This is a genomic window from Mucilaginibacter sabulilitoris (assembly GCF_034262375.1).
In the GTDB taxonomy this organism is placed as follows: Bacteria; Bacteroidota; Bacteroidia; order Sphingobacteriales; family Sphingobacteriaceae; genus Mucilaginibacter; species Mucilaginibacter sabulilitoris.
The window spans coordinates 6,686,827-6,711,952 of the sequence record NZ_CP139558.1; the positions used below are offsets into that span (position 1 = coordinate 6,686,827).

Sequence of the window (25,126 nt, forward strand, 5' to 3'; positions counted from 1 at the left end):
TTGTCATTGACAGCTGTGCTATTTTAATTGTACAACGAGGTTATTTTTTCAATATTGATGTCCTCTTTGGGAGCAAACGCTTCGGTATTCATATAACTTTTCAAACTATAAAGTAACTGCCTGGCTTCCGGTCGTTTTTCCTCGCCTGATAGCAAATCTATTCCTGAAACAATGAGTTTGCCCTTTCCTACTTTACATTCAAATACGAGGCCCAGTGGTCTGGCAGTAACCCAATCATCAATAACCCTTACTATTGGCTTTATATCTTTTGAAACGGCATCAAGCTTAATGGCGTTTGAATGTGCCATACCATCCCACCACTGCCAGTTGCTGTATGCTTGTGTAGGAAATTCCTTTAACGCCGGATTTTTAGGATCGCACAGTATGCCTAATGTTACCGGTGGTTGTTGTTTAGTCCAGGCGGTGTTCCAGAATATACTTGAAAAACCAATGGCAATATCACCACCCTTATCTGCCTTAAGCGATCCTTTTTTCAGCGTTAATAAAACCTTTCCACCGTTAGCCAAGGTTTCAACTGCTTTTTCATTGAGCGTTTGCGTTACAACAATTTGCTGATCGGTGGCTGGTAATGCAGCGGGGTAAACAAAAATATCCCATGAGTTTTGATGATCTGCAACATGCACAGTAATGCTAAGCCTCGAAGGTCTTTCAATGGTACTTAAGGCTACATTGATTTCCCCAAGTTTTATTCCGTTTCCGAACTTAATATTGGTTTTATCCAACTTACCCTGAAATAGGACATCGCCATTTTCATTCCTGATGTCCCATGCGGGCACCACATCATTTAATACCGAGGCACCAAATTGTGCTATTTCAACCGGTGCAATTAAATGCTCATTATTCAGATAAACCATTTTGGGTAGCCTTACAAGTGGCACTACCGAATTACAGAATTCACTGTATTCTTTCCCGGTAACATAGCCCTTGTCTCTCCAAAACGGGTTAAGCACACCTACCAGCGCAGTGCCCTGCCCGGGGAAGTCGTATAAACCTAATAATTGGAATCCGCCAAAACCAGGTGTGCGCAGGGCAGCTTCTATATCTGCTTTATAACACAACACCTGTAATTTTCCAGATGCCTGCAAAAAATCTTCGGCCAATGAGCCCATACCATTTTCTTCGAGCTGATCTTTAAATATCTCAAAGTTTTTAGCTTTCAAAACACCATCATACTGGCTTATTTCCTTAAAATCAGGATATACACACCACTGGCCTATTTCATGACTTACAGTAGGGTGCTGCCACTTTTTAATAATATCGGCCCAATCATAGTCAGACCGCGGCGCTTCGCCATTGATGATACTTTTAAGTCCCTGGCCCCATTGTTGTATTCTTGGTAAAGGAGTACTGTTATAATTAGCCTCATCAACTATCGGCCAGCCTGAACCGGTTGTATATAACCTTCTGGGGTCGCGTTTTTTCCAGTATGTTACAAAGTCGGTAAGGTATTTAACCATATTCTTACCTGCGGGTTCATTACCATAGTCCATCATACAAAAAGAAGGGTGATTGCCATAAGCCTTAACAATCCTTCTGCTTTCTTCATAGATGTACTTATCCAACGGTTTCCCGTCGCCAATGGTAGCGCCCTGGTTTGCCCATGATGAACATTCAATATGCAAGTAAAAGCCCATGCGGTCGGCCGCTTCAAAAGCCGCATCCGGCGGGCACCAGGAGTGAAAGCGCAAATGGTTAAGTCCGTACGATTTGCATATTTTAAAAATCCGCATCCACGAATCGAGGTCAGTTGGGGGGTACCCTGTTTTCGGGAATTCGGCACATTCCAGGGAACCCCTTAAAAACGTAGGCTGCCCGTTAATACTGAATTGTGTTCCGTTGGTCGAAAACTCTCTCATACCAAAAGTCACTTCCTGCCGGTCAGCCGCTGTTTGCTTTGAAGAAATGTTTACCTGCATGCTATAGGTATCAGGTGTAAATTCGCTCCATAATAAAGGTTGGTTTCCCATGGGATAGGCTATCTCCACTGTTGCATTTTTCTCAACAAGCCGGGTAACAGATACTTCTTTTAGCTTCTCTGCATCGGGACGATCTGTTGAAGCCAATAACTTGAAACTTACATTTGCCGCTTTACCGGTCATATTGTTAACTGATATCCGCGCAACAACCTGTTTGGCCTTGATATCAGGGTAAAGTTGCACATCGCTGATGGATATGGAAGGCTTTGCACTTAGCAACAAGCGACCCACCATCCCATTCCAGTTACTCTGCGTATGGTCGCTGATGCTGTGTGAGTTCTGGCCTACGTTAAAATCTTTTACCCGGTTATCAACACGCACCGTAATTTGATGCCTGCCGGTCTTCAATAATCCTGAAATATCAAAAACATGGGCTGTAGCAAGGCTATTCTGCATTCCGGCTGGTTTGCCGTCAACCCAAACAGTTGTTTCCCAGTGGCTCCTTTCAATATACAATTCTACATGCTTGTTTTGCCACGATGCAGGTATGTTAACAGTTTTCTGGTACCAGGCTGCCCCTTTATAATATTTATCGGGCTGTAGCCAAAATGGTACCTTAACCTGTCCGGGTACACGGTATTTTGCAAATTGAGGATCACGGAACCAGGTAGAGTCTTCTATACTGCCTGTCCAGGGGGTATTAACAGTAATATCGTCGCCCTTTCCATTGGTGGTCATGGAACCGGGAAGTTTAATTTCTTCTTTTAATTTACGATTATACCATTGTTGTTTCACCCCCTGATCAAGTGAATCAATTTGAAAAGACCAGTTGCCGGACAAATCAATTTGAGCATCGCCATTTACAGCTTTTGCTGAAGATTGTGCCGAGACATGAAAAATAACTGCAATTTGTATAGCAACCAGGCATAGGAATGAAATTAGTTTTTTCATATTAAATAGGTTAGACGCGCATTATCATTTATTAAGTTAATGGTTGATAACTATTTAAAGATAGTACGGGTGTACGGATATTTTAGCATATCATATAACACCTGAATACCTCGGCTGAAATATCCAGGTGCTATTACTTATAAATTCAAAAATGAGAATTACCAGTTAGGATTTTGCTTCATTTGCGGATTGCTATTAATCTCATTTTGCGGAATCGGGAAATAATCAAACTTACCGGCCACAAAAAACTGCTTACCAATCTTATCGCTGTTTTTAATCTCCTGATCCAGTTTACCCCAGCGTTTCAGATCATAAAAGCGTTGGTTTTCACGGGCAAATTCAATCATCCGCTGGTGCATAATCTCGGCCATCATCTGGTCAGGGCTATAGCCACCGGGTAGAGCGGCAAGTTTCGCCCTATCTCTTATTTGTTTTACATAAGGATACGCCTCCTGTACTTTGCCCTCCATAGTCAAAGACTCTGCCAGCAGTAACAGCACATCTGCATAACGGAATGCTCTTTCATTATTACTTGAGGCATAATCAGATGCGCCGCTTGATCCTGTAAGTTCATTAACCTGGTCATAGTTCTGGTATTTTTTGAACATAGAATGATAACCAAATACCAATGCAAAACTGCTAAATGGTTTCCTGTAAAAAGTTGCGCCAGGGTAATCCCAAATTAATGTAGCATACATCCTGGGATCAAAATCATTGGCGGTTGTTTTTTCCTTTTGAAACTCATTAAAAAGCTTGTCGGTAGGACTTACCTCAAACCACCCGCTTACTTCTGCCGGTGCAAACTCCTGTGCTGTAGTAACACCCAGGGCCTGGTTGGCGTTTTCACCAGCCCATGGGTTAGTTCCACCAACGTCTGCCAGTTGTATTTCAAACACCGACTCCTGGTTGTTCTTTTTGGCAGCGATAAAGTTATCGCCGTAATTAGGCATCAGCTGGTACGACATGGCAGTTACCTGCTTTAGCGTAGTTTCGGCATTAGCCCAGGCTTTGGTATAAACATAAGCTTTACCCAAATAGGCCAAAGCCGCGCCTTTGGTTGCCCGGCCAATCCACTGCGAAGGATAAGAAGCAGGCAAATCAACCCCTGCCGCGGTAAAGTCTGAAATCACCTGTTTCCAGATATCAGCTTCGGGAGCTTTGGCATTAAAATAGTTTTCTGTTGTTGCAGGCACCGTCAAAATTAGAGGTACATCGCCAAAATTTATAGCCAGGATAAAATAATTAAGGCCCCTTAAAAACTTAGCTTCAGCTACGTATGCTTTTTTTGCGTTGGCATCCAAAGGTACTTTATCAATGTTAGCCATTATTTGATTCGCCCTGAAAATAGCTCTGTACGATGTGTTCCAAAGGTCATTTGCAGGTCCGTTATCCGGCGTATTGGTAAAGGTTGATAGTTTATATAAATCGGCCACATCGTTCCTGATAAAAAAGTCATCGCCGCGGCCATTGCCCAGCTCAATGCCCCTTACTCCGTAAAAGCCACCGTTTACATCACGCAGTAAGCCATAAGTAGCAGCAAAGGCGCTTTGTACGTCGGTCTCCGTTTTCCAAAAGGTTTCGGTAGTTATTTTATTGGGATTTTGAAGCTCTAATACGCTTTTTTTACAGCCACAAACTATAGCAGCTATACCAAATATGATTATTAAATTTTTCATCATTAAAATTTTAATACTGCTTTGTTAATTATAAGGTTAGTTGAAGGCCAAGTGAAATAGTACGCGCTAACGGATAGGCCACATGTCCAAAATCTACGCCACGGTCAAGAATACTTAATTGAGCACTCGTTGCTCTGCCCAAATCAGGGTTAAAACCAGTATAATCTGTTATTGTAAAAAGGTTATCGGCACTGGCATAGATACGTAAAGAGGTTATTCTCATTTTTTTTGCCAATACGCTATTTAAAGTGTATCCAATTTGCAAAGTCTTCATCCTTAAATAAGAACCATCTTCCAGAAAACGGCTTGATGTACGGTTATTGAAGTTCGGGTCACTGGTGATCGCTCTTGGCACATTAGAGTGGTTGGTAGGGGTCCAGGCGTTAAGCGTTGATTTGGAATAATTAAAGTCAAGGTTTGTGCTTTCCAGATCCTGCCTTAAGCCATTGTATATTTTATTACCCTGGGAGCCCTGAAAAAACATATTGATATCAAAATTGTACATGGACGCGTTGATACCAAAGCCATACTCAAAATTAGGGAAAGGGCTGCCCGCGTTAACTTTATCATTATCGTTTATCTGCCCGTCGTTATTGGTATCCTGGAATTTAACATCGCCGGGAGCCGCATTGGGTTGTATCAGCTTACCATCTTTTTGATAAGCGTCAACTTCAGCTTGTGAATTAAATATGCCAATATCCTTTATCAGATAAAATGAACCTATAGAGCCACCAGCTTCTGTCAGGGTACTTGAAGCGCCATGGTGTGTAGGCTGGCCACCAAAAATTTGCTGCGAACCCGTACCAAGCGATATTACTTTATTTTTTACCGCGCTTATTGTACCAAAGACGCCATAGTTTAATTTGCCTATATGATCATTAAAATTAACACCAACCTCAATACCTTTATTACGCAGATCGCCGGCATTTACTACCGGATTTGATACTGCTCCGGCCGAACCGGGTATAGGAACGTTTAACAAAAGGTCGGAGGTCTTTTTAATAAAATAATCGGCAGTGATATTCAGTTTGTCATTTAAAAACCCAAGGTCTACACCAACGTTTGAAGTTTTGGTGCTTTCCCATTTAATGTTTGGAGAAGCAAATGCTGTTTGAATAGCTCCGAACCATTTTTGCTGATCGGCACCTGTAACATAATTTATATTTGACGCAATGGCAGCACTATACTGATAATCTAAAATTTCCTGGTTACCCAGTACACCATAACTTGCTCTAAATTTCAAAGTTGAAATTGTATTTTTTAGCGGCTCAAAAAAACGCTCATTTGAAATATTCCATCCCAATGCAATAGAAGGATAATCGCCGTAACGGTGAGCGCTTCCAAACCTCGACGAACCATCATGCCTGAAACTGGCCGTTAAAAGATACCGGTTATCATATGAATAAATAAGCCTTGCAAATTGCGATACCAGATTGCTTTCTGTACGGTTACCAGCATTGGTTGCTATACCGGCACCCGCATCTATCTGGTCAATTCCGTCGGGCAGGTCAGTACGGCCCGTAGCAACATAATTATATTTAGTACTTTGATAAGCATAACCAGCCAACGCCTGTAAACTATGTTTGCCAAAATGCTTATCATAGTTCAGCGTATTTTCTAACAACACCATTACCGTTTGATCCTTGTTCAGGTTAATATCATTGGTTGGGTGAGAGAACAACGTGCCTACAGTATATCGCTTAGCGTAATCATAATTACTGGTAAAGCTATTAGTATAACCAAGGTTAAGTTTATAGTTCAAGCCAGGTAAAAGATTTACCTGGGCATACGCGTTAGTTATGATATTGGTAAACTCACGGTTGATGTTCTCCAGATTAAGCTGGGCTACCGGGTTGGCAACGTTAACCACCGGACCATAAGCCCCAGCAAAACCACCTATAGCTGTTGGGTCATAAATTTGAAATACCGGGATCATTTTTGCTGCAGAACCTACAGGATTACCACCCTGACCGCCCCAGCCACCGGGCATGGTAATAAATTTTTCTCTTGACAGTAATACCGTTTCGCCAAATTTCAAACGCCCTTTGGTTGTTTCTGTTTTTACACGTAAGTTATAACGCTTATAACCGGTTACGTCTACAATTCCCTGCTGATCATTGTAACCGCCAGAAACACTGTATTTGGTTAATTCGCTGCCACCGCTTACGAGCATATTATACTGTTGAACAGGAGCCGTTCTGTATATAGCATCCTGCCAATCGGTACCCGCACCTAAAGTTTGCGGATTTTTAGCAATATCAAGCCGTGGTAAGCCTGCATTATCATGGGCCGCGTTACTAACATTAGCCCATTCCTGTGCATTTAAAACGTCAACCTCCTTATCTACTTTTTGCTTACCATAATTTGCGGTAAACTGTACTACAGGTGCACCATTTTTGCCGGCTTTAGTGGTAACCAATACCACACCGTTAGCCGCCCTTGAACCGTATATGGCCGCGGCAGAAGCATCTTTTAATACATCAATTGATTCAATGTCAACCTGGTTAAGGTAGTTGATACTGGCCGTTGGCACACCATCAACAATATATAATGGATCTCCTTTTCCTAATGTACCAACGCCCCTGATCATGATCCGGGTTCCGGCTCCCGGATCACCACCTGCAGACTCAATGGTAACCCCGGGCATTTTACCCTGCAATGATCTTGTAATATCACTCACACCCTGCGCTTTGATATCCGAACCTTTTACAGACGCCGTAGCACCCGTCAAGTCAGATCTTTTGACTGTTCCGTAACCGATAACCACTACCTCGCTTAAAGCAGTTTGCACTTCTTTCAACGCCACATTAATTTCAGTACGGCCATTAATAGGTACTTCTTGTTTGGTAAAGCCTAAAAAGGTAAATTCCAGCGTGGCTTTGTCATCGTTAACCGTTAGGTTGTAGGTACCGTTTATGCTGGTTATCACTCCAACATTGGTCCCTTTTACTTTTACGCTCACTCCCGGGAGTGGGACTCCCTTTTCATCGGTTACCTTCCCGCTGATCTTTACAGCCTGTTGCTTATTGCTGGCATCAGGGGTCTTTTCCCGCAGGATAACCGTATTTTGATTAATGGTATAAGTAATCGGCTGATCGGCAAAGCACTTTTCAAGTACCTGTATAAAAGGCGCGTTATTAACCGATAAGCTTACATGTTTGCTTTCTTTAAGCATTTCTGTTTTATACAGGAAATGATAGCCTGTTTGCTGTCTTAATTTTTCAATAACTTCCTTAAGTGAAGCATCCTTCAAATTTAAACTCACAGTTTGAGCATAAGATGAGGCATTCACCTGGACAATAGTGGTAATTAATAAAATTAGCACGAGTTTCATTACCCTGAAGATTTTAAATGTCATACGGGAAACCGTCCCGCATGGAAATGCGATATTATCTTTATACATTTGAAAAAGGTTTAATTAGATTAGTTGTAGAAGCAATTGATTGTTACCTTTTTAACTGCTTTAGCGAGCAGATTTGATAACCGGGGGCGCTGCAATCGCTCCTGGTTTCTTCAAGTAACTTATTGAGTGGTTCAGTAAGTTTATGGCATTACGGTGATCCTCCTTCCTTCCAGTTTAAAATGAACGGTTCCTGTTAGTTCCAATGATTTCAGCACCTCAGTTACGCTGTCAAAGCGCGAAACTGTGCCACCGAAGTCCCTTTCGTCTATCTTTCCGGTATATATCACCTCAACATCATACCACCGTGAAATCTTTTTCATGATGTCCTGAATGTTTTCATTATTGAACACAAAATAGCCATTTTTCCAGGCTACGGCATCTTCAGTATTAATGCTTTGAATATTAATATTTTGCTGCTCACCAAGTGTTGCCTGTTGCCCCGGTTTTAAAAGTGCCTGTTTATCGCCCGTATTTAGTTTTACCGAACCTTCAAGCAAGGTGGTTTTTATAGCATCATCTTCGCGGTAGGCATTCACGTTAAAATGTGTACCTAATACTTCGATGTTTAACTTATCCGTGGTGACTTTAAAAGGCATGTCCTTATTCTTTGCTACCTCAAAATAAGCCTCGCCTACCAGTTCAACATGTCTTTCTTTACCGGTAAAGACTGTTGGAAATTTCAGGGAAGAGGCTGCATTGAGCCATACTTTAGTCCCGTCTGACAGTACAACCTGGTATTGCCCGCCCCTCGGTGTGGTGAGTACATTAAATAGTGATGCGTTTTTGCCGGTATTGGTGGTACTGGCATCATATACAATTTTCCCGTTACCGGGTTTACCAACCAATGCGTCGCCTTGTTTAGAAAGAGTGCCACTTTTAGCATCATTAAGGTCAATGTCTGTGCCGTCTGAAAGTGTTAGGGTGGCTTTATTAAAGCCCGGCAAAACAGGTCCTTTATTATCTTTTGTGATTGGGGCCAGCCTGTTGAATGCTAAATCATCCTTTTGTTTAACCATCCACAGAAAACCAAGGGCGAAAACAATTGTAGCAGCTGCCGCAACCCAATACCTTTTAAAATGTTTTTTTTTGTGAGTATTGATCTTTGCCCTTAACTGATTTAATATTTCTTGTTTAACTTCTTCTTTATCACCCATTTCGGCACCCCATGGTAAATCTTTTAATTGAAAGTTATCACGGTATTCCTCCAAAAATATCATCTCCTCCGGCGTGCAATTACCGGACATGAATTTCTCGTATAAATCGATGAAATCTTGCTGCGTCATGAATATTATAACTGGTTGTTTTGTGATAGAGACTTTTCGGATACCTAACACACATAAATTTTAAAAAAAATATTTTGCAGTGTATTTTTAGATTAATTGTAAAAAATACATTTTATTTAAAATATAATTCCTTTATATTTACTTAACCATTTATATGCTGCACAATTACCCCGACTGTGACTTGTGGGAGGCAATATTGCTTGATGATACAAAAGCTTTCGAAACGCTTTTTGAGCGTTATTGGAGTGATGTATACAGCACTGCTTTCTCTTATTTAAAGGATAAAGATGCCTGTACAGAGATTGTGCAGGATATTTTTTTAAATATCTGGCAAAAAAGAAACGTATTTAAAATTGACTGCTTTAAAAATTATCTGACCTCTGCGGCCAGGTATCATGTTTATAAACAGTTGAAGGCAAAAAAATCGTCGGCAATACTCTATATTGAAGATTATGACCACATTAAGATACAATCGCACGGTATTGGTCAGGCAGATGAAGAGCTGGAATATATGGAATTACAGCAATCCGTTGAGACATCACTACATGATTTACCAAAACGCTGCCGTGAAATATTTATACTAAGCAGAATAAATAATTTAACCAATGACGAAATAGCTCAACAACTTGGAATATCCAAGCGCACAGTTGAAAATCAAATAACTCACGCACTTAAATTTCTGAGATCATTGTTAAAATATTCGGCTTTGCTAATACTAATGGCTTCAAAATACTTCCTGTGGTAAAGCCTTTACAATTCTTTCTCTTTCATAGGGATGACTTCAACCTTATTGAGAAGTTCAATGGCGTTATTGACCTGAAATTTTTCAAATAATTTCTGACGCATGTTCCTAACCGTATTAGGACTAATGCAAAGTTGTACGGCAATTTCTTTTGTTAACAACCCTTGCCTCATTAAAGGCAATAATTCGCTCTCTCTTTTAGAAAGCTGGGAACCTACCAGCGAATTAGCGTTGTATTCCAGTATCTTTTCGTCATCATCCCCTTTATATATAACCATTTTTACACCCGAAAAAACCGATTCTTCGCTAATGGCGCGTAACAACCTATAATACAGGTTTGCATCACCTTTAAGTAAAAGCGCGGCTCTTTCATCATGAAGGTTCAAATATTTACCCCCCGCGTTTCGTATCCTGTAATTAAATATAATGCGAAATTTGTGATGATCTGAAGCACTTTCCTTTGATAACACATTACCCATCAGCTGGTAACATTTGGTTACATGTTCAAGATCGGCAGGATGCAGGCTTTCAAGGTATTTATTAATCAGCTGCGGATCTGATACGATTCCGGAATCCAACCCCAATAACTTATAATAGTTATCGCTTAAATAAAAAAATCCGGGGTGCTGTGACCTGCAGGTGCAAATTACCCATTGCGGAAATATTTTGTGCAGGTTGATAAGGGTATGCATAATTTCCTCATGAATATCCTGTGCCCGCGGAAAATCACCTCCGATAAAGGAAATAAAATTTGCCTTTTTTACAACGGTAAGCGGTGAATGCATGATGATATGATAATGCCCTATCACAAATTTATCTGTATTTCTCTACTTAAACAAACCCAATATTGGCTATCATTTGCCATTAATAGTACTAATGTACTATTGTCAATTGCCTGTGGTCCAGATAATTTTGGCAGCATGAACTATGGGCTAAATACTTAAAATTTAGCCATATATATTTTTAACTAACCTGTAACAATACTAAAAATGGAAATGCTTTCCCAAAAATCAACCCCAGGTAACAAGAACCTGATGCTTTTACTTGTCTATTTAATATTATGCTTTTACTGCTCGGGCGTAGTGATGATGATTAACTTTTTCAACTACCCCTCCTTTGATCGTATTCACGAAAATTTAAAACCTGTTTTGGAAATTTATAATATGAGGATGATCTTTATATACTATATTCCATCTGTCTTATTGTTTTTGTTCAGCGTTTGGCTCCTCATGCATACATTTAACACTATCCCCCGATGCAAGTGTTGGGCATCCGTATTTCTTTCCGCAACCATAATTACAACCTTGTTTTTTATTTTAATACCTGTACAATCCACTTTAATATCGACCGGATTTAAGGATACGTTAAATAACAAACTAATACCCCTAAGCCTGTATTTTCAGGTTATTCCAACATTATTGCAAGCTCTGCTGGCATTTTGGATAATGAATATTTATTTTAAAGAAGTTAAACTGCTTCGCCGCTGGCTGTTTATGCTGTCTTTCGCATTAGTGTTTTACTTGGTAGGATCAGACTATGTAGAAAAATTTATAAATTATCCGGTGTGGGCTGTTATCGGACAAAAAGACTGGCTCTCTTTCCGCACCGCGGTACCGGCCGTTCAGTTGCTGTTAATATATGTTATTCCGGCGTTCGTTCCCATTTTGTTATTGCTGCTGATGATTTGGTGGAGACCACAGGGAGTTAACCGGGCGCTTATTTTTCTTGCCCTATTGCCTGAACTATGGGCGTTTGTTGTCACCGGTAATTATTTTGTACCTCAAATACAAGGCCCCCTAAGTAAAGCTTATTCTTTATCCTTGATTGAAGAACTGATGAGGAATGATTTCCCGTTAAGGGGCATTCCATTATTAATGCTGCTTGTTATAACGGCGGTCATGTTTATCAAAATAGCTAAACACAACCAGAATTTCATTTAAAAATACGTGCCATGCAATGGCTGGTATTTGGTGCAGATCCTGCCTCTCGGGTTAATAATAAAAAATCACTTTATTAATAAACATGCTTTTTATTGATTTTAGCTTAAGCGATTAGTCTCCGGGTTTTCAGGAAAATTTTTAGTTTTACCGCCTTAAACTAATACATATGGAAAATTTTCAAAAATTAAAGGAAGTGATTGCCGCTGCAGAAGTAGATGCGGCCAGTTTTTATGAAAAAGGTAATAAAGCGGCAGGCACCCGTTTAAGGAATGCTATGCAAGCTTTAAAAGTGTTGGCTACTGATATCCGTAAAGAAGTAACAGAGAAAAAGAACGCACAATAAACATTAAATGTTTTGGGTAAGCCCCGGTCATTACTGACCGGGGCTTTTTTATGGGGTTAACTGCTTGCTCCCAAGACCACATCAGTTTAATAACCGTCAACCTCTATAATAGCATCGGCGAAGGCTTTTGGAGCCTCCTGTGGCACATCATGACCTATGCCATTGAGTATTTTGTGCGAGTACTTGCCTGTGAATTTTTTGGCATAGCCTGCGCCATCGGCGGCTGCACCATCAAAATCACTGCCTATGGTAATGGTTGGTACCGTAACAACAGGGCCTGCAGCAAGGCGTTTTTCCAGCTCATCATATTTTGCTTCTCCTTCGGCAAGGCTCAGTCTCCAGCGGTAATTATGGATCACAATAGCTACATGATCAGGATTATCAAAAGCTTTGGCGCTCCGGTCAAAAGTGGCATCATCAAAGTTCCATTTCGGTGAAGCTATCTTCCATATCAATTTATTAAAATCGTGTGTGTTGGCACTGTAACCCAGTTTGCCACGTTCTGTAGCGAAATAGTATTGGTACCACCAGCCCAGCTCGGCTTTTGGAGGCAAAGGCTGTAGGTTTGCCTGACGGTTGGAAATTATGTAGCCACTCACAGATACAAGGGCCTTGCAGCGTTCGGGCCAAAGCGCCGCTATGATAACGGCAGTGCGTGCACCCCAGTCAAATCCGGCAAGGGTAGCCTTCTGTATCTTCAGGGCATCCATGAAAGCGATAATATCTGAAGCGATAGCCGCTTGCTGACCATTACGAGGCGTCTCGCTCAACAGGAAACGGGTTGTGCCATAGCCACGTAGATACGGGATAAGCACCCTGTAGCCTTTGGCGGTTAGTAAGGGAGCAACATCTGTAAAGCTGTAAATATCGTAAGGCCAGCCATGCAATAAAATAACCACAGGGCCATTTGCCGGACCTACTTCAGCGTAGCCGATATTCAGAACGCCCGCATTGATCTGTTTTATAGGACCAAATGGCTCGGTTACCGTCTTTGAGGTATTGCTATCCGCTTGTTTTGCAACCTGTGCAAATGCCGAACCAAATGTAAATATCTGCAAGAAGCTAATGATCATGACTGCCAATACAAGAAAGCGGTGATGATTTAATTTGAGTTGAGTTTCCATGTGTGATTTATTTCTTTTTTAATGATTTATTTGCTAATTCGATATAAACCTATCCTTTTTCACAGGCAGAAAGTAGTACCAAATGGGTTAAACAGGCATTTGAGTTCTTGAGTTGGACAAACATTGTCCCGAATTACCGGAGCAGCGTTAGAAATTTTCACATTTTTTCAAATAGATTACCGACCCCGAAATTGTAAGATTCATTATTTTTATTTGGATTTATTCTAAATAGATCCTTACTTTGCCCCGAACAATTGCTTTTTCCAGAATCATGAAAAATTGCATCCTTTTTACTCAAAAACAATTGATTCTTAATGAAAAACGACTGTTTTAACAAAAAAAATCCCGGTGCTTGGTCGCCAAACTTCACACCGGGTAATGTTAACCGATCCTTTAATCAATTACACATTCCAACAAAACTATGAAATCTATTTCACTATGCAGATTTACATTTACGCTTAAAAAGTTAATTCCTTCTAATCACTACATCGTTGTTAAGTCGATAACTTTTTTTACATTTTTAATGATCGCACAATACGCCAACGCACAACAGCCATTTGGTTCAATTAAAGGTACCGTAAAAACATCCGATGGAAAACCGGGCGAATCTGTTACCATTACTATACAGGGAACTACCCGCGGTACAACTGTTGATCAAAACGGCGACTTTCAGCTAAATAGGATAAAACCGGGTAACTATACCCTGGTCACCAGCCTCATCGGTCTTTCGCCGCAAAAACAACAAATTACGGTCAAAACCGGCGAAACTTTAACTGTCGATATTATTTTGTCTGAAAGCAGCCAGCGGTTACAGGAAGTAGTTATTACTTCGGGTAAGGTGAATAAATTTACCAAACAGCAAAGCGAAACCGTTGCCAAAATGCCACTACTAAACCTGGAAAATCCGCAGGTTTATACCACGGTAACTAAAGAGCTGTTGCAGGACCAACTGACCGTGCGCTACTCAGATGCGTTGAAGAATGTGCCCGGCGTGATCATGCAACTGGAGAATAACAATGCAGGCAGTACGGTAACTTCCCGGGGATTTTCTACCCAGTCGTATCTGCGGAATGGTGTACCCGGCGATGTGAGCAGCGTAACCTTCGACCCCATTAATATCGAAACTATTGAAGCCATTAAAGGCCCGTCAGGCGCGCTCTATGGCAGCAGCCTGATATCCTTCGGGGGCTTATTCAACCGTGTTACCAAAAAGCCATTTGACACTTTTAAAGGAGAAATTGCTTATACCGGCGGCGGATTTGGTTTAAGCAGGTTCACAGCCGATATTAATACCCCCTTAAACGCCGACAAAACCTTGTTATTCCGGTTGAACACAGGTGGACATCATGAGGGCAGTTACCAGGATGCCGGGTTTTCTTCTTACGTATCTGTCGCACCGTCATTAACCTATAAAATTGATGATAACACTACACTTAATATAGACGGGGAATATACCAACCAAAAAGCCAATAACTTTTACCGCATATTTGTTGATGGCTCCTACGCCACCGGTGCGCACAGCCCAAAAGATCTGAATTTTGACTGGAACAAACGTTTTATTGGCGACGATATCACTATCAGACCCAAACAGGCCAACCTGTTTGCTCAGCTTGATCACAAGTTTTCCAAACAATGGAGTTCCCGTACCAACCTTAGTTTTCTGAGCGGTACAGAGGATGGCATGAGCGGCTATATGGTCATGACCGCTCACAACGATTCGCTGACACGGAATATGAGTTACGAGAACTATTATAACAGTTATGCCACAGATATTCAGCAAAATTTCAACGGTGATTTCCATATTGGCAGCATGCGCAACCGTTTGCTCACCGGTCTGGAGTTCTTTTCCCTGTCTAACCGGTCCAATTCAACCTTTACAACATTCGACAAGCTTAATGCAGCTAACCCCGGGGCTGCTTATACAGACCTTACCGCGCCCGCTTTACTAAGCCGTGTGCAGACCGGCCCTTTCTCGGTGAGCTCATCGCTGCAAAACACTTACAGCGCTTACATTCAGGATGTGCTGAACATTACAGATAACTTTCTGGCAATGGCCAGCATCCGCTGGGATTATTTTGACAACAAGGGCGTAAAAGATGCTTCGGCAGGAAATATCCCCGATGGAGCTTTTCACCAGAGCGCCTTTTCGCCAAAGTTCGGTTTAGTGTACCAGGTAGTTCCTGAAAAAGTTTCCCTGTTTGCCAATTACATGAATGGCTTTCAGAACAACAGTCCCGGTAAACAGCCCGATGGTACCATCAGCAGCTTTAAGCCATCACAGGCCAATCAATGGGAAGCGGGCGCTAAGTTTAATGTATTGGGCGATAAGCTGAGCGGCAGCATCAGCTATTACGATATCAAGGTAAAGGATATATTACGCAGTGATTATCCTGCAAGGCCCGACTTTACGGTGCAAGACGGCAGTCAATACAGTAAAGGTGTTGAATTTCAACTGATCTCTAATCCGTTGCGTGGGTTTAACGTTATTGCAGGTTATGCTTATAACAGCAGTCAGTACAAAAAAGTTGATCCAACGCTTGATGGTTTCCGCCCCGGCAGCGCGGGCCCGGCAAACCTGGCCAACCTGTGGCTAAGCTACCGCTTGCCCGAAGGCAGTCTTAAAGGATTCGGATTAGGCTTTGGCGGTAACTATGCGAGTAAAAACGCGGTAATTAATGACAGTGAAGATCTGTTTGTTTTGCCCTCATACACTACACTTAACGCTTCACTTTCTTATGAAAAGTCGCGCTATGGGATTACCTGCAAAGTTGATAACCTGACCGATAAAAAATACTGGGTAGGATGGGTAACTACTATTCCGCAAATGCCGGCCAGGGTTAGTATAAGCGGAACAATAAAGTTCTGATAATGACGGAACCTAATCCCTGCTGGCGCTGAGGTGGCGGCAGGGATATATTTAAGTTTAAATTATATTTATGTTTTTGAATATCATTGGCATCAATAATTGAAAACATAACAACTTATTAGCGGATAGAACTAACAGCATTATGATTTAGCCGGCGGGCTAAAAGAACGGAACAAAAACAGACAAGATATTAAATGAAAAAACATATTGATAACCTGCACTTAAAGAAAAAAATATGGCACAACTAAAAAATATCAAACGCTGGTTCTGGTGGCACCGCTGGACAAGCCTCATCTGTACGTTGTTTCTGCTGCTGCTCTGCCTGACTGGGCTGCCGCTCATTTTTGGAGAAGAAATAGACAAACTGCTCGATAAAGATCCGCCTTATGCAGTTTTACCAAAAGAAACACCTATGGCCAACCTGGATGGTATGGTGAATGCATCAAAACGGCTTTATCCTAAACAACTGGTTACTTACCTCTTTTTGGATGATGAAGAGCCTCAGGTATTAGTAGGTATGGCACCGACCATGAAACCCGACGATAAACTGGAACATTCTATGCAGTTTGACGCGCGTACGGCCAAACTTTTAAAAGACGAACTCCCATTTACACAACAACCGCAGACTTTTATGGGCCTGATGCTTTCTTTGCATATCGATTTGTTTATGGAGCTGCCGGGAGAACTGTTCCTTGGGCTTATGGGGGTATTGTTTGTTATCTCCATGATTTCGGGTATAGTATTATACGCGCCATTTATGAAAAAGCTTGACTTCGGGACCCTGAGGCAGGACCGTTCCCGCCGGCTAAAATGGCTCGACCTGCATAACCTGCTGGGTATTGCCACCGCTGTATGGCTGTTGGTAGTTGGTATTACCGGTGTTATTAACGAATTATCTACCCCCTTGTTCGGGCTGTGGCAGATCACGGACGTAAAGACAATGCTGGACAAATATCATGGGCAGCCCACACCTAAACAACAGGAGCTTACTTCGGTACAGGACGCTCACGATATTGCCAAAAAGGCCGTACCCGGAATGATCATAACCAGCGTAATTTACCCCGGCAATACTTTTGGCAGTCCTTATCATTATTTATTTTGGGCGCATGGCAATACGCCGTTAACGTCAAGGTTGTTTAGCCCGGTATTGGTTGATGCCCGTACGGGTAAGCTGACAGCTGTTGTAAAAATGCCATTTTACCTGCGCGCGCTGGAAGTTTCCAGACCACTCCATTTCGGTGATTATGGCGGTATGCCATTAAAAATTTTGTGGGCTTTGTTTGATGTTGTAGCTATTGTGGTACTTGTCAGCGGTATATATTTATGGTTCGACCGTCGCAAACTGTACGCGACCTATTTTAAAAACATGGAAACTAATCAAGAAATCAATGCCTGATAAAACCGCTAAAAAAATATGGGGTGCCCCGCTGATGCTAGGTATCATCATCCTGTTTGGACTCTTATCCGCTCTTTTAGGCACCGGTATCTGGTACCCCTTATCCTGGGCGGCTATGCTTATACCACTGGTTGTTATTTCCTGGTTTTTTTGGAAAAGCAAGGTTTCAAATAAAAAGGCGACCTGATTATAATTTTAGCAGCGGGTATCATCAAAAATATGGTGCCAGCCTGTTGTTTTATACAAAAAAAGAGGCCGCATATGCAGCCTCTTTTTATATAATCTGTTCATAGGTACGCTTCAGACTTTAGGTTCCCATCCGGGTTCATAAGTACGGCTCCATAATTTTTGCGCATCGGCATCATTTAAAATATGACCATTTTTAGGGTCGAGATGCAAATCGCGGCCAACACGCCATGATATATTACCCAGTTGCATGGCCATAACGCTCCTGTAACCTAATTCCACATCGCAATTAGGTCGACGGTTGTTACGGATAGAATCCAGAAAATTGGCCACGTGCAAACTATCCATACCCAAACTTGGGCTGGCGGTATTCCTGCCGTCAACCGCGGCTTGCGGGGCAGCGGATTTTACCTGTTTTACCATTTTGCCGCTTAGATCATATATGGTGTAATCTTCGCCATCTGTATCCAGGCTACCGTTTTCGCCATAGAATATTACCCCACGGTCTTCACCTTCTATTTTCCTGCCGTTTGAGCTCCTGTTCTCCCACATCAGCGATACCCGGCCCGGATAATCCATAGTAACTATTTGCGTATCGGGTGTTTGCCAGTCGTCTTTAAACTGATATCTGCCACCTACCGAGCTTACCCGGGTCGGGAAGTCGACACCTAAGCCCCAGCGGGCCACATCAACCTCATGCGTTCCATTGTTTAGGGCTTCGCCGGTTCCCCAGTTCCAAAACCAGTGCCAGTTATAATGAATTAATCCATCCTGATATGGCGTGCGGGGCGCCGGGCCCTGCCACAGGTCATAATCCAGCCAATCGGGTACGGTACCCGGTTTAAGGTAATTTGCTTTACGGTTATTGGTGTACCATGCTTTAGCCAGGTAAACCCTGCCTATAACTCCACCATGCAGCTCCTCAATACACTGTATCATAGCTGGCGAGGAGCGGCGCTGTGCCCCCATCTGCACTATACGGTCATATTTGCGGGCAGCGGCTATGGCTATTTCTCCTTCGCGGGGGTTGTGGCTTAAAGGTTTTTCTACGTACACATGTTTGCCTGCCTGGCAGCCCATTATGGTTAGCGGCGCGTGCCAGTGATCGGGGGTGGCAATATATATGGCATCAATGCTTTTATCCTGTAATACTTTGCGGCAGTCTTTCTCGCCTTTAGGGGCTGCGGCCTGACCTGCTTCGGTTACTTTTTTCTGAATTTTAGGTATTGTTCTTGAATCAACATCGCAAACGGTGCCTATTTCCAGGTTTTTTTGTTTGGCAAAAGTACCAGACATACTGTTGCCGCGCCCGTTGAGGCCTATAATAGCTACATGTATGCGGTCATTGGCGCCAATGATTCTATTATAGCTTTTGGCTGTAAAGCTAAATGCTTTGCCACCAACGGCAAGGCCGGCTGTGGTTACAGCCATTTTTTTGATGAATTCACGTCTTTTTTCCATTGTTTATAATTGAAACATAAAATTAAATGATGATGCGGCCATAGCCGCATCATTGATACAACTATGAATTTTTTGATTAAAGTACCCTGATCTTGATATTTCTGAAGTGGATCACATCTTCGTGTTCCTGTAAAAGAATAGGCGATTGGGTTGCTTCGGCAAAACCCTTTTCATTCTTAAATTTACTTTCGGCTATATGCTTTTTAAAGTCATCGCTTCCGCGTTCATATTCCAAAACCTTTTTACCATTAAGCCAGTGTTCAACATGTTTGCCTTTTGAAATAATACGGATGTTATTCCACTCACCCAGAGGTTTAACTTTTTTGGCTGTAGTATCTGGCGGCATAATATCATATAACGCGGCAAGACGGCGGTCGCCGTTTATACCCAGCTTTGCATCAGGATGATGAGCATCATCAATAATCTGGTATTCGCATCCTAAAGAGGTGTTTTTAATTAAAAAACATTTAATGCCGCTATTGGTTCCCTTTTCCAGTTTAAAATCAATGGAAAATTCAAAGTCTGAAAACTCTTTGGTAGTTACAATATCCCCTCCGCGCCCATCAGCCGGATTAACACTGATCACACCGTTTTCTATTTTCCAGCCTTTGCCCGTAAATGGGGTCCCGTTTGCTTTTTGCCATCCATCAAACGTTTTGCCGTCAAATAATAAGGTCCATCCGTTTTTAATCTCCTTTTTTGTTAGGGAAGGCAGCTGGGCCTTAACTGAAATAACAGAGCAAAATAATCCCATTGCTACAAACAATGCACATTTTTTCATATTCATGGTTTTATGTTTTTTTAGGTTTTTTAAAATTGTATATATCCTTTATTCTGAATGATTTTACCCGGGTTTGATTGCATAACGGTTGTTGGTATAGGGTAAGCAAGCATATTGTCGCTCCAGGTAAAAGGAGCAAACCCGTCTACCGCCTGCTCGGCTATCATTACATCTTTTGCCCGGCCTGTTCTTACGAGGTCAAACCAGCGGTGATTTTCAAAAGCGAGCTCTACCCGGCGTTCTTTTTCAATAGCCAGCAGCAGGGCGTTATCATTTGCAAAATCAGTCAGCGTATAATCTTTCAGCAAATCAGAAGGTGGCGTAATCGCCGGATCGCCTTTAGTGTTTCTTGCCCGCTGCCTTATTTTGTTTACGTATGATATTGCCTTGCTTTTATCTCCCCCGGTGCGCACCAATGCTTCGGCATCTAAAAGGTAAACGTCAGCAAGCCTTAGCTCAATCCAGTTATTGCCGTTATCGCTGCCTGAGGTTGACACATCATAATACTTACGCACATATCTTTCATTTTGCATGGCCCCGTTTTTTGAACTGATCCAGCTATCCCGCATCGATACATATTTCCGCGGATCGCCTGTTTCATAGGCACGTGACATATCACCTGTTGGTGAGTTTACGCCGCCTTTGTCGCCCACCAGCACAACTTCTTTATCAGAAAAACGCGGGGCAAAATCATTGTTCCACGGACTTCCGGTAACTCCGTTAGGGCTGCCTTTCTGGAACTGAATTTCAAATAACGACTCGCTGCTGTTCTTCTTGCCTACATCAAACAGGTCGGCGTAACTTGGCACTAAAGTAGCTCCCGAGGTGTTTATAACCTCTTCGGCCTTTTGAGCGGCAAGGGTGTAGTATTCTGTACCTTTGTTTAGCGGATAACCGGCCATTGTCATGTACACTTTACTGAGCAGGCCTTTAGCACCCCATTTGGTAACACGGCCTATATTATTTCCGGAATAAGAAGCAGGCAGGTTTTCTTCCGCAAATTTAAGGTCGCCTACAATTAAATCATAAGTACTTTGCAGTGACGATCTGTTGAGTTTATAAGCTTCGGCAGGTGTAATTTCCTTATCAACGTTAATAACGCCTAATAACTCATTATTCAGCCCATAACCACCAAAAACCCTGTTCAACCAAAAATACATTAAAGCCCGTACAAATCTTGCTTCTGCTATGTACTGATTCTTTAATTTTTCGTCTTTAAATGTAACATTACCGATACGAGTGGTAACGATATTGCACCGCAGAATAACATTATAACCTAAATTCCAGCAATTGTTCGGATAGCCGTTTTCAGGTAACAGCGGCGAGGCAAATACATCTATACCATTATCATCGGCAGGATTACCGGCCAGCCATGAATAAGTAGTGTTATCGGAGCGTATTTCACCAAGCCTGATAAATGGGTTCCTATATTCATCAAGCAAACCAGTATAGGCCGAAAGCACGGCCTGGTTCATATCGCTTTCTGTTTTGTAAAAAGTTGTAGAATTGAGGTTTGACGGTGGATTAAGATCAATAAAATCTTTTTTACACGAAACGAGCATCAATATGCAACAGGTAGCTATTATTAATTTTTTCATCTTCTTAAATCATTAATTAGAAAGTAAGATTTAAACCTAAAATCAGGCTGCGGGCGGCAGGGTATCCCAGATAATCACCTCCGCGGGTAAGCTTCTCATCTTCACTGCTTGTTTCCGGATCGAAACCAGGGTACTTAGTCCAGGTAAATAAATTCTGGCCGGTTAAATACACGCGTAATCCGTTTATTTTCAAGCCCTTTATCGTGCTCTTAGTAAAATCATACGCCAGTGTAACACTGCGAAGACGCAGGTAAGAAGCATCCGTTACCCAGTTAGATGACGGATCACGCTGCCAACCTGTAGGATTACGGGTGGGACGGAAATGCATGCCATCACCAGGCTCATCAACAGAACGCCAGCGATCTACCTGTTCCAACAGCGCATTCCTATCGCCATGATAAATACCTACCATACGTTTGAAAAAGCTAAATGCATGTGCTCCGTATGAAAAAGAAAGCTGGGTAGCAAGCGAGAAGTTTTTGTAAGAAAAATTATTAGTGAAGCCGCCTGTAAATTTAGGCTGGTTGTTGCCAATGATCGCTTTATCAGTCTGGTCAAGTTTTCCATCACCGTTCACGTCAAGGTAACGGCCATCGCCAACTTTATCACCCGCCAAATGAGGGTATTTATCCAGTTCTGCCTGGCTTGTAAATACGCCCTGGTAAACATAACCGTAAAAACTGCCTATAGGCTGTCCCGGCTCTGTTATAAAAGAGTTATTAGCATTTGGTGCGCTGGCATATATAGGCTGCCCGCCGGGGCCTACTTCCAACACCCGGTTTTTGTTAAACGCGATATTGAAATTGCTCGACCACTTGAATGGTCCGGTTAAGTTGCGGGTGGTTAATAAGAACTCAAACCCTGTGTTCAGCACTTTACCTATATTTTGAATTTGGTTGGGATAACCGGTTATGGTAGGTACAGGTACCTGCAGCAACAGGTCAATCGATTTACTACGGTAATAATCGGCTTCCAGCCTGATACGATCATTAAACAAGCCTATATCAAGCCCATAATTGCTTTGAAGCACTTTTTCCCATCCCAGCTGGTCATTAGGTACGGTAGATGGGTTTACAGTGCTTTGCAAAACACCGCCAGTTGGATAAAATCCCGTATTGAGCAAGCCAATTGCCGAATAATTACCAATACGGTTGTTACCGGCAACACCGTAACTCGCCCTTAATTTTAAATCATTTACGGTATTGGTAATACCCGACATGAAGCTTTCCTGACTAACACGCCAGGCAGCCGATGCCGAGGGAAATACCCCCCATCTATTGTTTTCGCCAAAGCGCGATGATCCGTCACTACGAACTGTAGCCGTAAAAAGATAACGGTCATTATAGGTATAATTGGCCCGGCCGAAATAGGAAATCATGGAATAATCTGTTTTATAATTATTCAGCTGGTACATATTACCGGCATTTAACGTGTGGATATTATCGTTTGGAAAGCCGCGCGCTTCTGCATACATATAATCCCTGCTGTTTTTTTGACTGGAAAAACCACCCAATAAAACCAGATCGTGCTTTTTAGCGAATGTTTTATTATAGGAAAGCGTTTGCTCAATCACCCAATCATAATCGGTATACCGCTCATTATAAGCCCGTGCTGGCCTTGGCGCTTTTGACGCATCCAAATCTACATTTGAAGGCTCATAATCTTCCAGGTTATTATCCTTGATACTGCCGTTGATATTGATGCGGTATTTTAAACCTTCTATCAGGTCCAGCTCCCCATACAACGTTCCTAACCAGCCGTACTTTTTACGGTGGGTGTACACTTGTTCTGCCACGCCTATAGGGTTAGCCACATCGCCGGCAAAAACCTCGGGATTACGCACCATAGATCCGTAAGTGCCATCCGGATTGCGCAAATCAAATATCGGAGGCAGCTGTAATGCAAACTGAAGCGGTGAGTATTTGCCATTCACCTGCTCATCGCCACCTGAACTGTATGCATTTAGGTTTAAACCTATTTTTAAACGGTTGGTTATCTGCGACTCAATATTGTTCCGGAAGTTGAATCGCTTGTAGCCGGTATTGATGATGATACCATCCTGGTTCATAAAACTACCGGAAAAGGCATACTTCGTTTTTTCGGTACCGCCCGTTATAGATACTTCATACTGCTCCATTTTAGCCAGCCGAAACAGTAAATCCTGCCAGTTATTATCGGGCATTTGCGCTACTGAAGCCGGATCTAAAAAGTTGTATTTATAGCCATTGGTGCCGTCGGGTATAACGTACAATGAGCTGGCGCTCGGATATAAATTTCGGCGGCTGTTGGGGTCGTTAATGGTATGCGGCCCGGTATTAGGGTCGCCGCTTATTACCGGCTGGTCAAGCCAGGCCTGGTTGCGGCCATCAACAAACCATTGCACATATTGGTCTCTGTTTAAAACCGGGATGGTTTTTGTCCTGTCCTGATACCCCCGATAAGCGTTAACACTTATAGAAGCCGAACCGGCTTTACCCTTCTTGGTAGTAATGATTACAACACCGTTGGCACCTCTGGACCCATATATGGCTGTGGATGATGCGTCTTTCAGCACCTGCAAACTTTCAATATCTGAGGGATTGACGAGCTGGAAAGCTCCCTCCTCCATTGGATAGCCATCCACTACATATAAGGGTGAGCTGGATTGGGTGATAGAAGCAGTACCCCTTACCCTTACAGCCAGCCCCTCTCCACCGGGAGCACCGTTAGTTTGCTGAACCTGTACGCCTGCCAGTTGACCGGCCATCGCTTCGCCAAAGTTAACTACGGGGCGTTCCTTTAAATTCTCGGTAGACATGCTTGCAATGGCACCGGTCAGATCAGCTTTTTTACGGCTTCCATAGCCCACTACAACTACTTCGCTTAGGTCATTCGTTTTTTCGGCTAACTTAATATTGATGGTTGTACGCCCGCCAACCTTCACCTCCTGCGAATCAAACCCCATAAATGAAAATGCCAGGATTGCCTCTGGTCCTGCTACTTTTATGGAATAGTCGCCGGATATGCTGGTAATAACCGCATTATTAGCACCCTTTTCGGTAACCGTAACACCAGGCAGCGGTTGTCCTTTGTTATCGGTAACCTTACCGGTTATGGTTACGCTTGTACTTTCGCTGCCTCTTATTTTACTGACAGCTTTTTCTTTAATAATTACGGTATTGTCGTCATTAAAAAGAATATCAACATGCTGATTTGCAAAACAGATGCTAAGGAAATCTTTTAGCGATGTTTTGGTTACATGAATGGTAACAGTCTTTAGTTTTTTTATCAGGCTGGCATCGCAGATAAAATTGTAGCCTGTTTGTTTGGTTAGTTGATTGAATACTTCCTGAATAGGGGCATCCTTTACACTGAGATTAACCTCCTGTGCATGGCTCGCAGCATTTACCTGTAAAAAGATGGCCAACAGAAATACAAAAGTAAGGTTCATAATAAGCAG

16 protein-coding genes are annotated in these 25,126 nt (G+C 42.4%); 6 read left to right on the top strand and 10 right to left on the bottom strand.

Annotated elements, in window-relative coordinates:
- Positions 1-23: 23 nt before the first annotated feature.
- The 4 genes from SNE25_RS28175 to SNE25_RS28190 all read right to left on the bottom strand — a co-directional run bounded on the left by SNE25_RS28175 (position 24) and on the right by SNE25_RS28190 (position 9,250).
- On the bottom strand, positions 24-2,888 hold the full coding sequence (locus SNE25_RS28175; protein WP_321562351.1) for a sugar-binding domain-containing protein: 2,865 nt from the start codon (positions 2,886-2,888) through the stop codon (positions 24-26).
- A 158-nt stretch (positions 2,889-3,046) separates the two neighbouring features.
- Positions 3,047-4,567, bottom strand: coding sequence for a RagB/SusD family nutrient uptake outer membrane protein (locus SNE25_RS28180; RefSeq protein WP_321562352.1), 1,521 nt, complete (start codon positions 4,565-4,567; stop codon positions 3,047-3,049).
- Between the two features lie 25 nt (positions 4,568-4,592).
- The gene (locus SNE25_RS28185) at positions 4,593-7,898 is read right to left on the bottom strand and encodes a TonB-dependent receptor (RefSeq protein ID WP_321562353.1); all 3,306 of its coding nucleotides are present in this window, start codon (positions 7,896-7,898) and stop codon (positions 4,593-4,595) included.
- A gap of 209 nt (positions 7,899-8,107) precedes the next feature.
- Positions 8,108-9,250: a FecR family protein gene (locus SNE25_RS28190; RefSeq protein WP_321562354.1), complete on the bottom strand. Its 1,143-nt coding sequence runs from the start codon at positions 9,248-9,250 to the stop codon at positions 8,108-8,110.
- Positions 9,251-9,404: 154 nt separating this feature from the next.
- Between SNE25_RS28190 and SNE25_RS28195 the strand changes: the two genes are divergently transcribed.
- Positions 9,405-9,995 carry an RNA polymerase sigma factor gene (locus SNE25_RS28195; RefSeq protein WP_321562355.1) on the top strand — a complete coding sequence of 197 codons (591 nt, stop codon included), beginning with the start codon at positions 9,405-9,407 and terminating at the stop codon, positions 9,993-9,995.
- 5 nt (positions 9,996-10,000) lie between these two features.
- Here the strand turns inward: SNE25_RS28195 and SNE25_RS28200 are convergent, their stop codons facing one another.
- Positions 10,001-10,777: a LuxR C-terminal-related transcriptional regulator gene (locus SNE25_RS28200; RefSeq protein WP_321562356.1), complete on the bottom strand. Its 777-nt coding sequence runs from the start codon at positions 10,775-10,777 to the stop codon at positions 10,001-10,003.
- A 660-nt stretch (positions 10,778-11,437) separates the two neighbouring features.
- Here SNE25_RS28200 and SNE25_RS28205 point away from each other — a divergent pair.
- Positions 11,438-11,932 carry a hypothetical protein gene (locus SNE25_RS28205; RefSeq protein ID WP_321562357.1) on the top strand — a complete coding sequence of 165 codons (495 nt, stop codon included), beginning with the start codon at positions 11,438-11,440 and terminating at the stop codon, positions 11,930-11,932.
- A gap of 166 nt (positions 11,933-12,098) precedes the next feature.
- Complete coding sequence (locus tag SNE25_RS28210) at positions 12,099-12,275, top strand: histone H1 (protein ID WP_321562358.1); 177 nt, start codon at positions 12,099-12,101, stop codon at positions 12,273-12,275.
- A gap of 86 nt (positions 12,276-12,361) precedes the next feature.
- Here SNE25_RS28210 and SNE25_RS28215 read toward each other — a convergent pair whose 3' ends face one another.
- Entirely contained in the window at positions 12,362-13,399 is a 1,038-nt protein-coding gene (locus tag SNE25_RS28215) for an alpha/beta fold hydrolase (RefSeq protein ID WP_321562359.1), read from the bottom strand.
- A gap of 523 nt (positions 13,400-13,922) precedes the next feature.
- Between SNE25_RS28215 and SNE25_RS28220 the strand changes: the two genes are divergently transcribed.
- The 3 genes from SNE25_RS28220 to SNE25_RS28230 all read left to right on the top strand — a co-directional run bounded on the left by SNE25_RS28220 (position 13,923) and on the right by SNE25_RS28230 (position 17,848).
- Entirely contained in the window at positions 13,923-16,265 is a 2,343-nt protein-coding gene (locus SNE25_RS28220) for a TonB-dependent receptor (protein WP_321562360.1), read from the top strand.
- A 235-nt stretch (positions 16,266-16,500) separates the two neighbouring features.
- Positions 16,501-17,661, top strand: a complete 1,161-nt coding sequence (locus SNE25_RS28225) for a PepSY-associated TM helix domain-containing protein (RefSeq protein ID WP_321562361.1) — start codon at positions 16,501-16,503, stop codon at positions 17,659-17,661.
- The gene (locus tag SNE25_RS28230; RefSeq protein ID WP_321562362.1) at positions 17,654-17,848 is read left to right on the top strand and encodes a hypothetical protein; all 195 of its coding nucleotides are present in this window, start codon (positions 17,654-17,656) and stop codon (positions 17,846-17,848) included. The genes SNE25_RS28225 and SNE25_RS28230 overlap by 8 nt, the downstream gene beginning before the upstream one ends.
- Before the next feature lie 113 nt (positions 17,849-17,961).
- On the opposite strand, the gene SNE25_RS28235 is transcribed toward SNE25_RS28230, so the two are convergent.
- The 4 genes from SNE25_RS28235 to SNE25_RS28250 all read right to left on the bottom strand — a co-directional run bounded on the left by SNE25_RS28235 (position 17,962) and on the right by SNE25_RS28250 (position 25,117).
- Positions 17,962-19,308, bottom strand: a complete 1,347-nt coding sequence (locus SNE25_RS28235; protein WP_321562363.1) for a Gfo/Idh/MocA family protein — start codon at positions 19,306-19,308, stop codon at positions 17,962-17,964.
- Positions 19,309-19,384: 76 nt separating this feature from the next.
- On the bottom strand, positions 19,385-20,095 hold the full coding sequence (locus SNE25_RS28240) for a 3-keto-disaccharide hydrolase (protein ID WP_321562364.1): 711 nt from the start codon (positions 20,093-20,095) through the stop codon (positions 19,385-19,387).
- Between the two features lie 23 nt (positions 20,096-20,118).
- Complete coding sequence (locus SNE25_RS28245) at positions 20,119-21,687, bottom strand: RagB/SusD family nutrient uptake outer membrane protein (RefSeq protein ID WP_321562365.1); 1,569 nt, start codon at positions 21,685-21,687, stop codon at positions 20,119-20,121.
- Between the two features lie 16 nt (positions 21,688-21,703).
- Positions 21,704-25,117 carry a SusC/RagA family TonB-linked outer membrane protein gene (locus tag SNE25_RS28250; RefSeq protein WP_321562366.1) on the bottom strand — a complete coding sequence of 1,138 codons (3,414 nt, stop codon included), beginning with the start codon at positions 25,115-25,117 and terminating at the stop codon, positions 21,704-21,706.
- Positions 25,118-25,126: the final 9 nt, after the last annotated feature.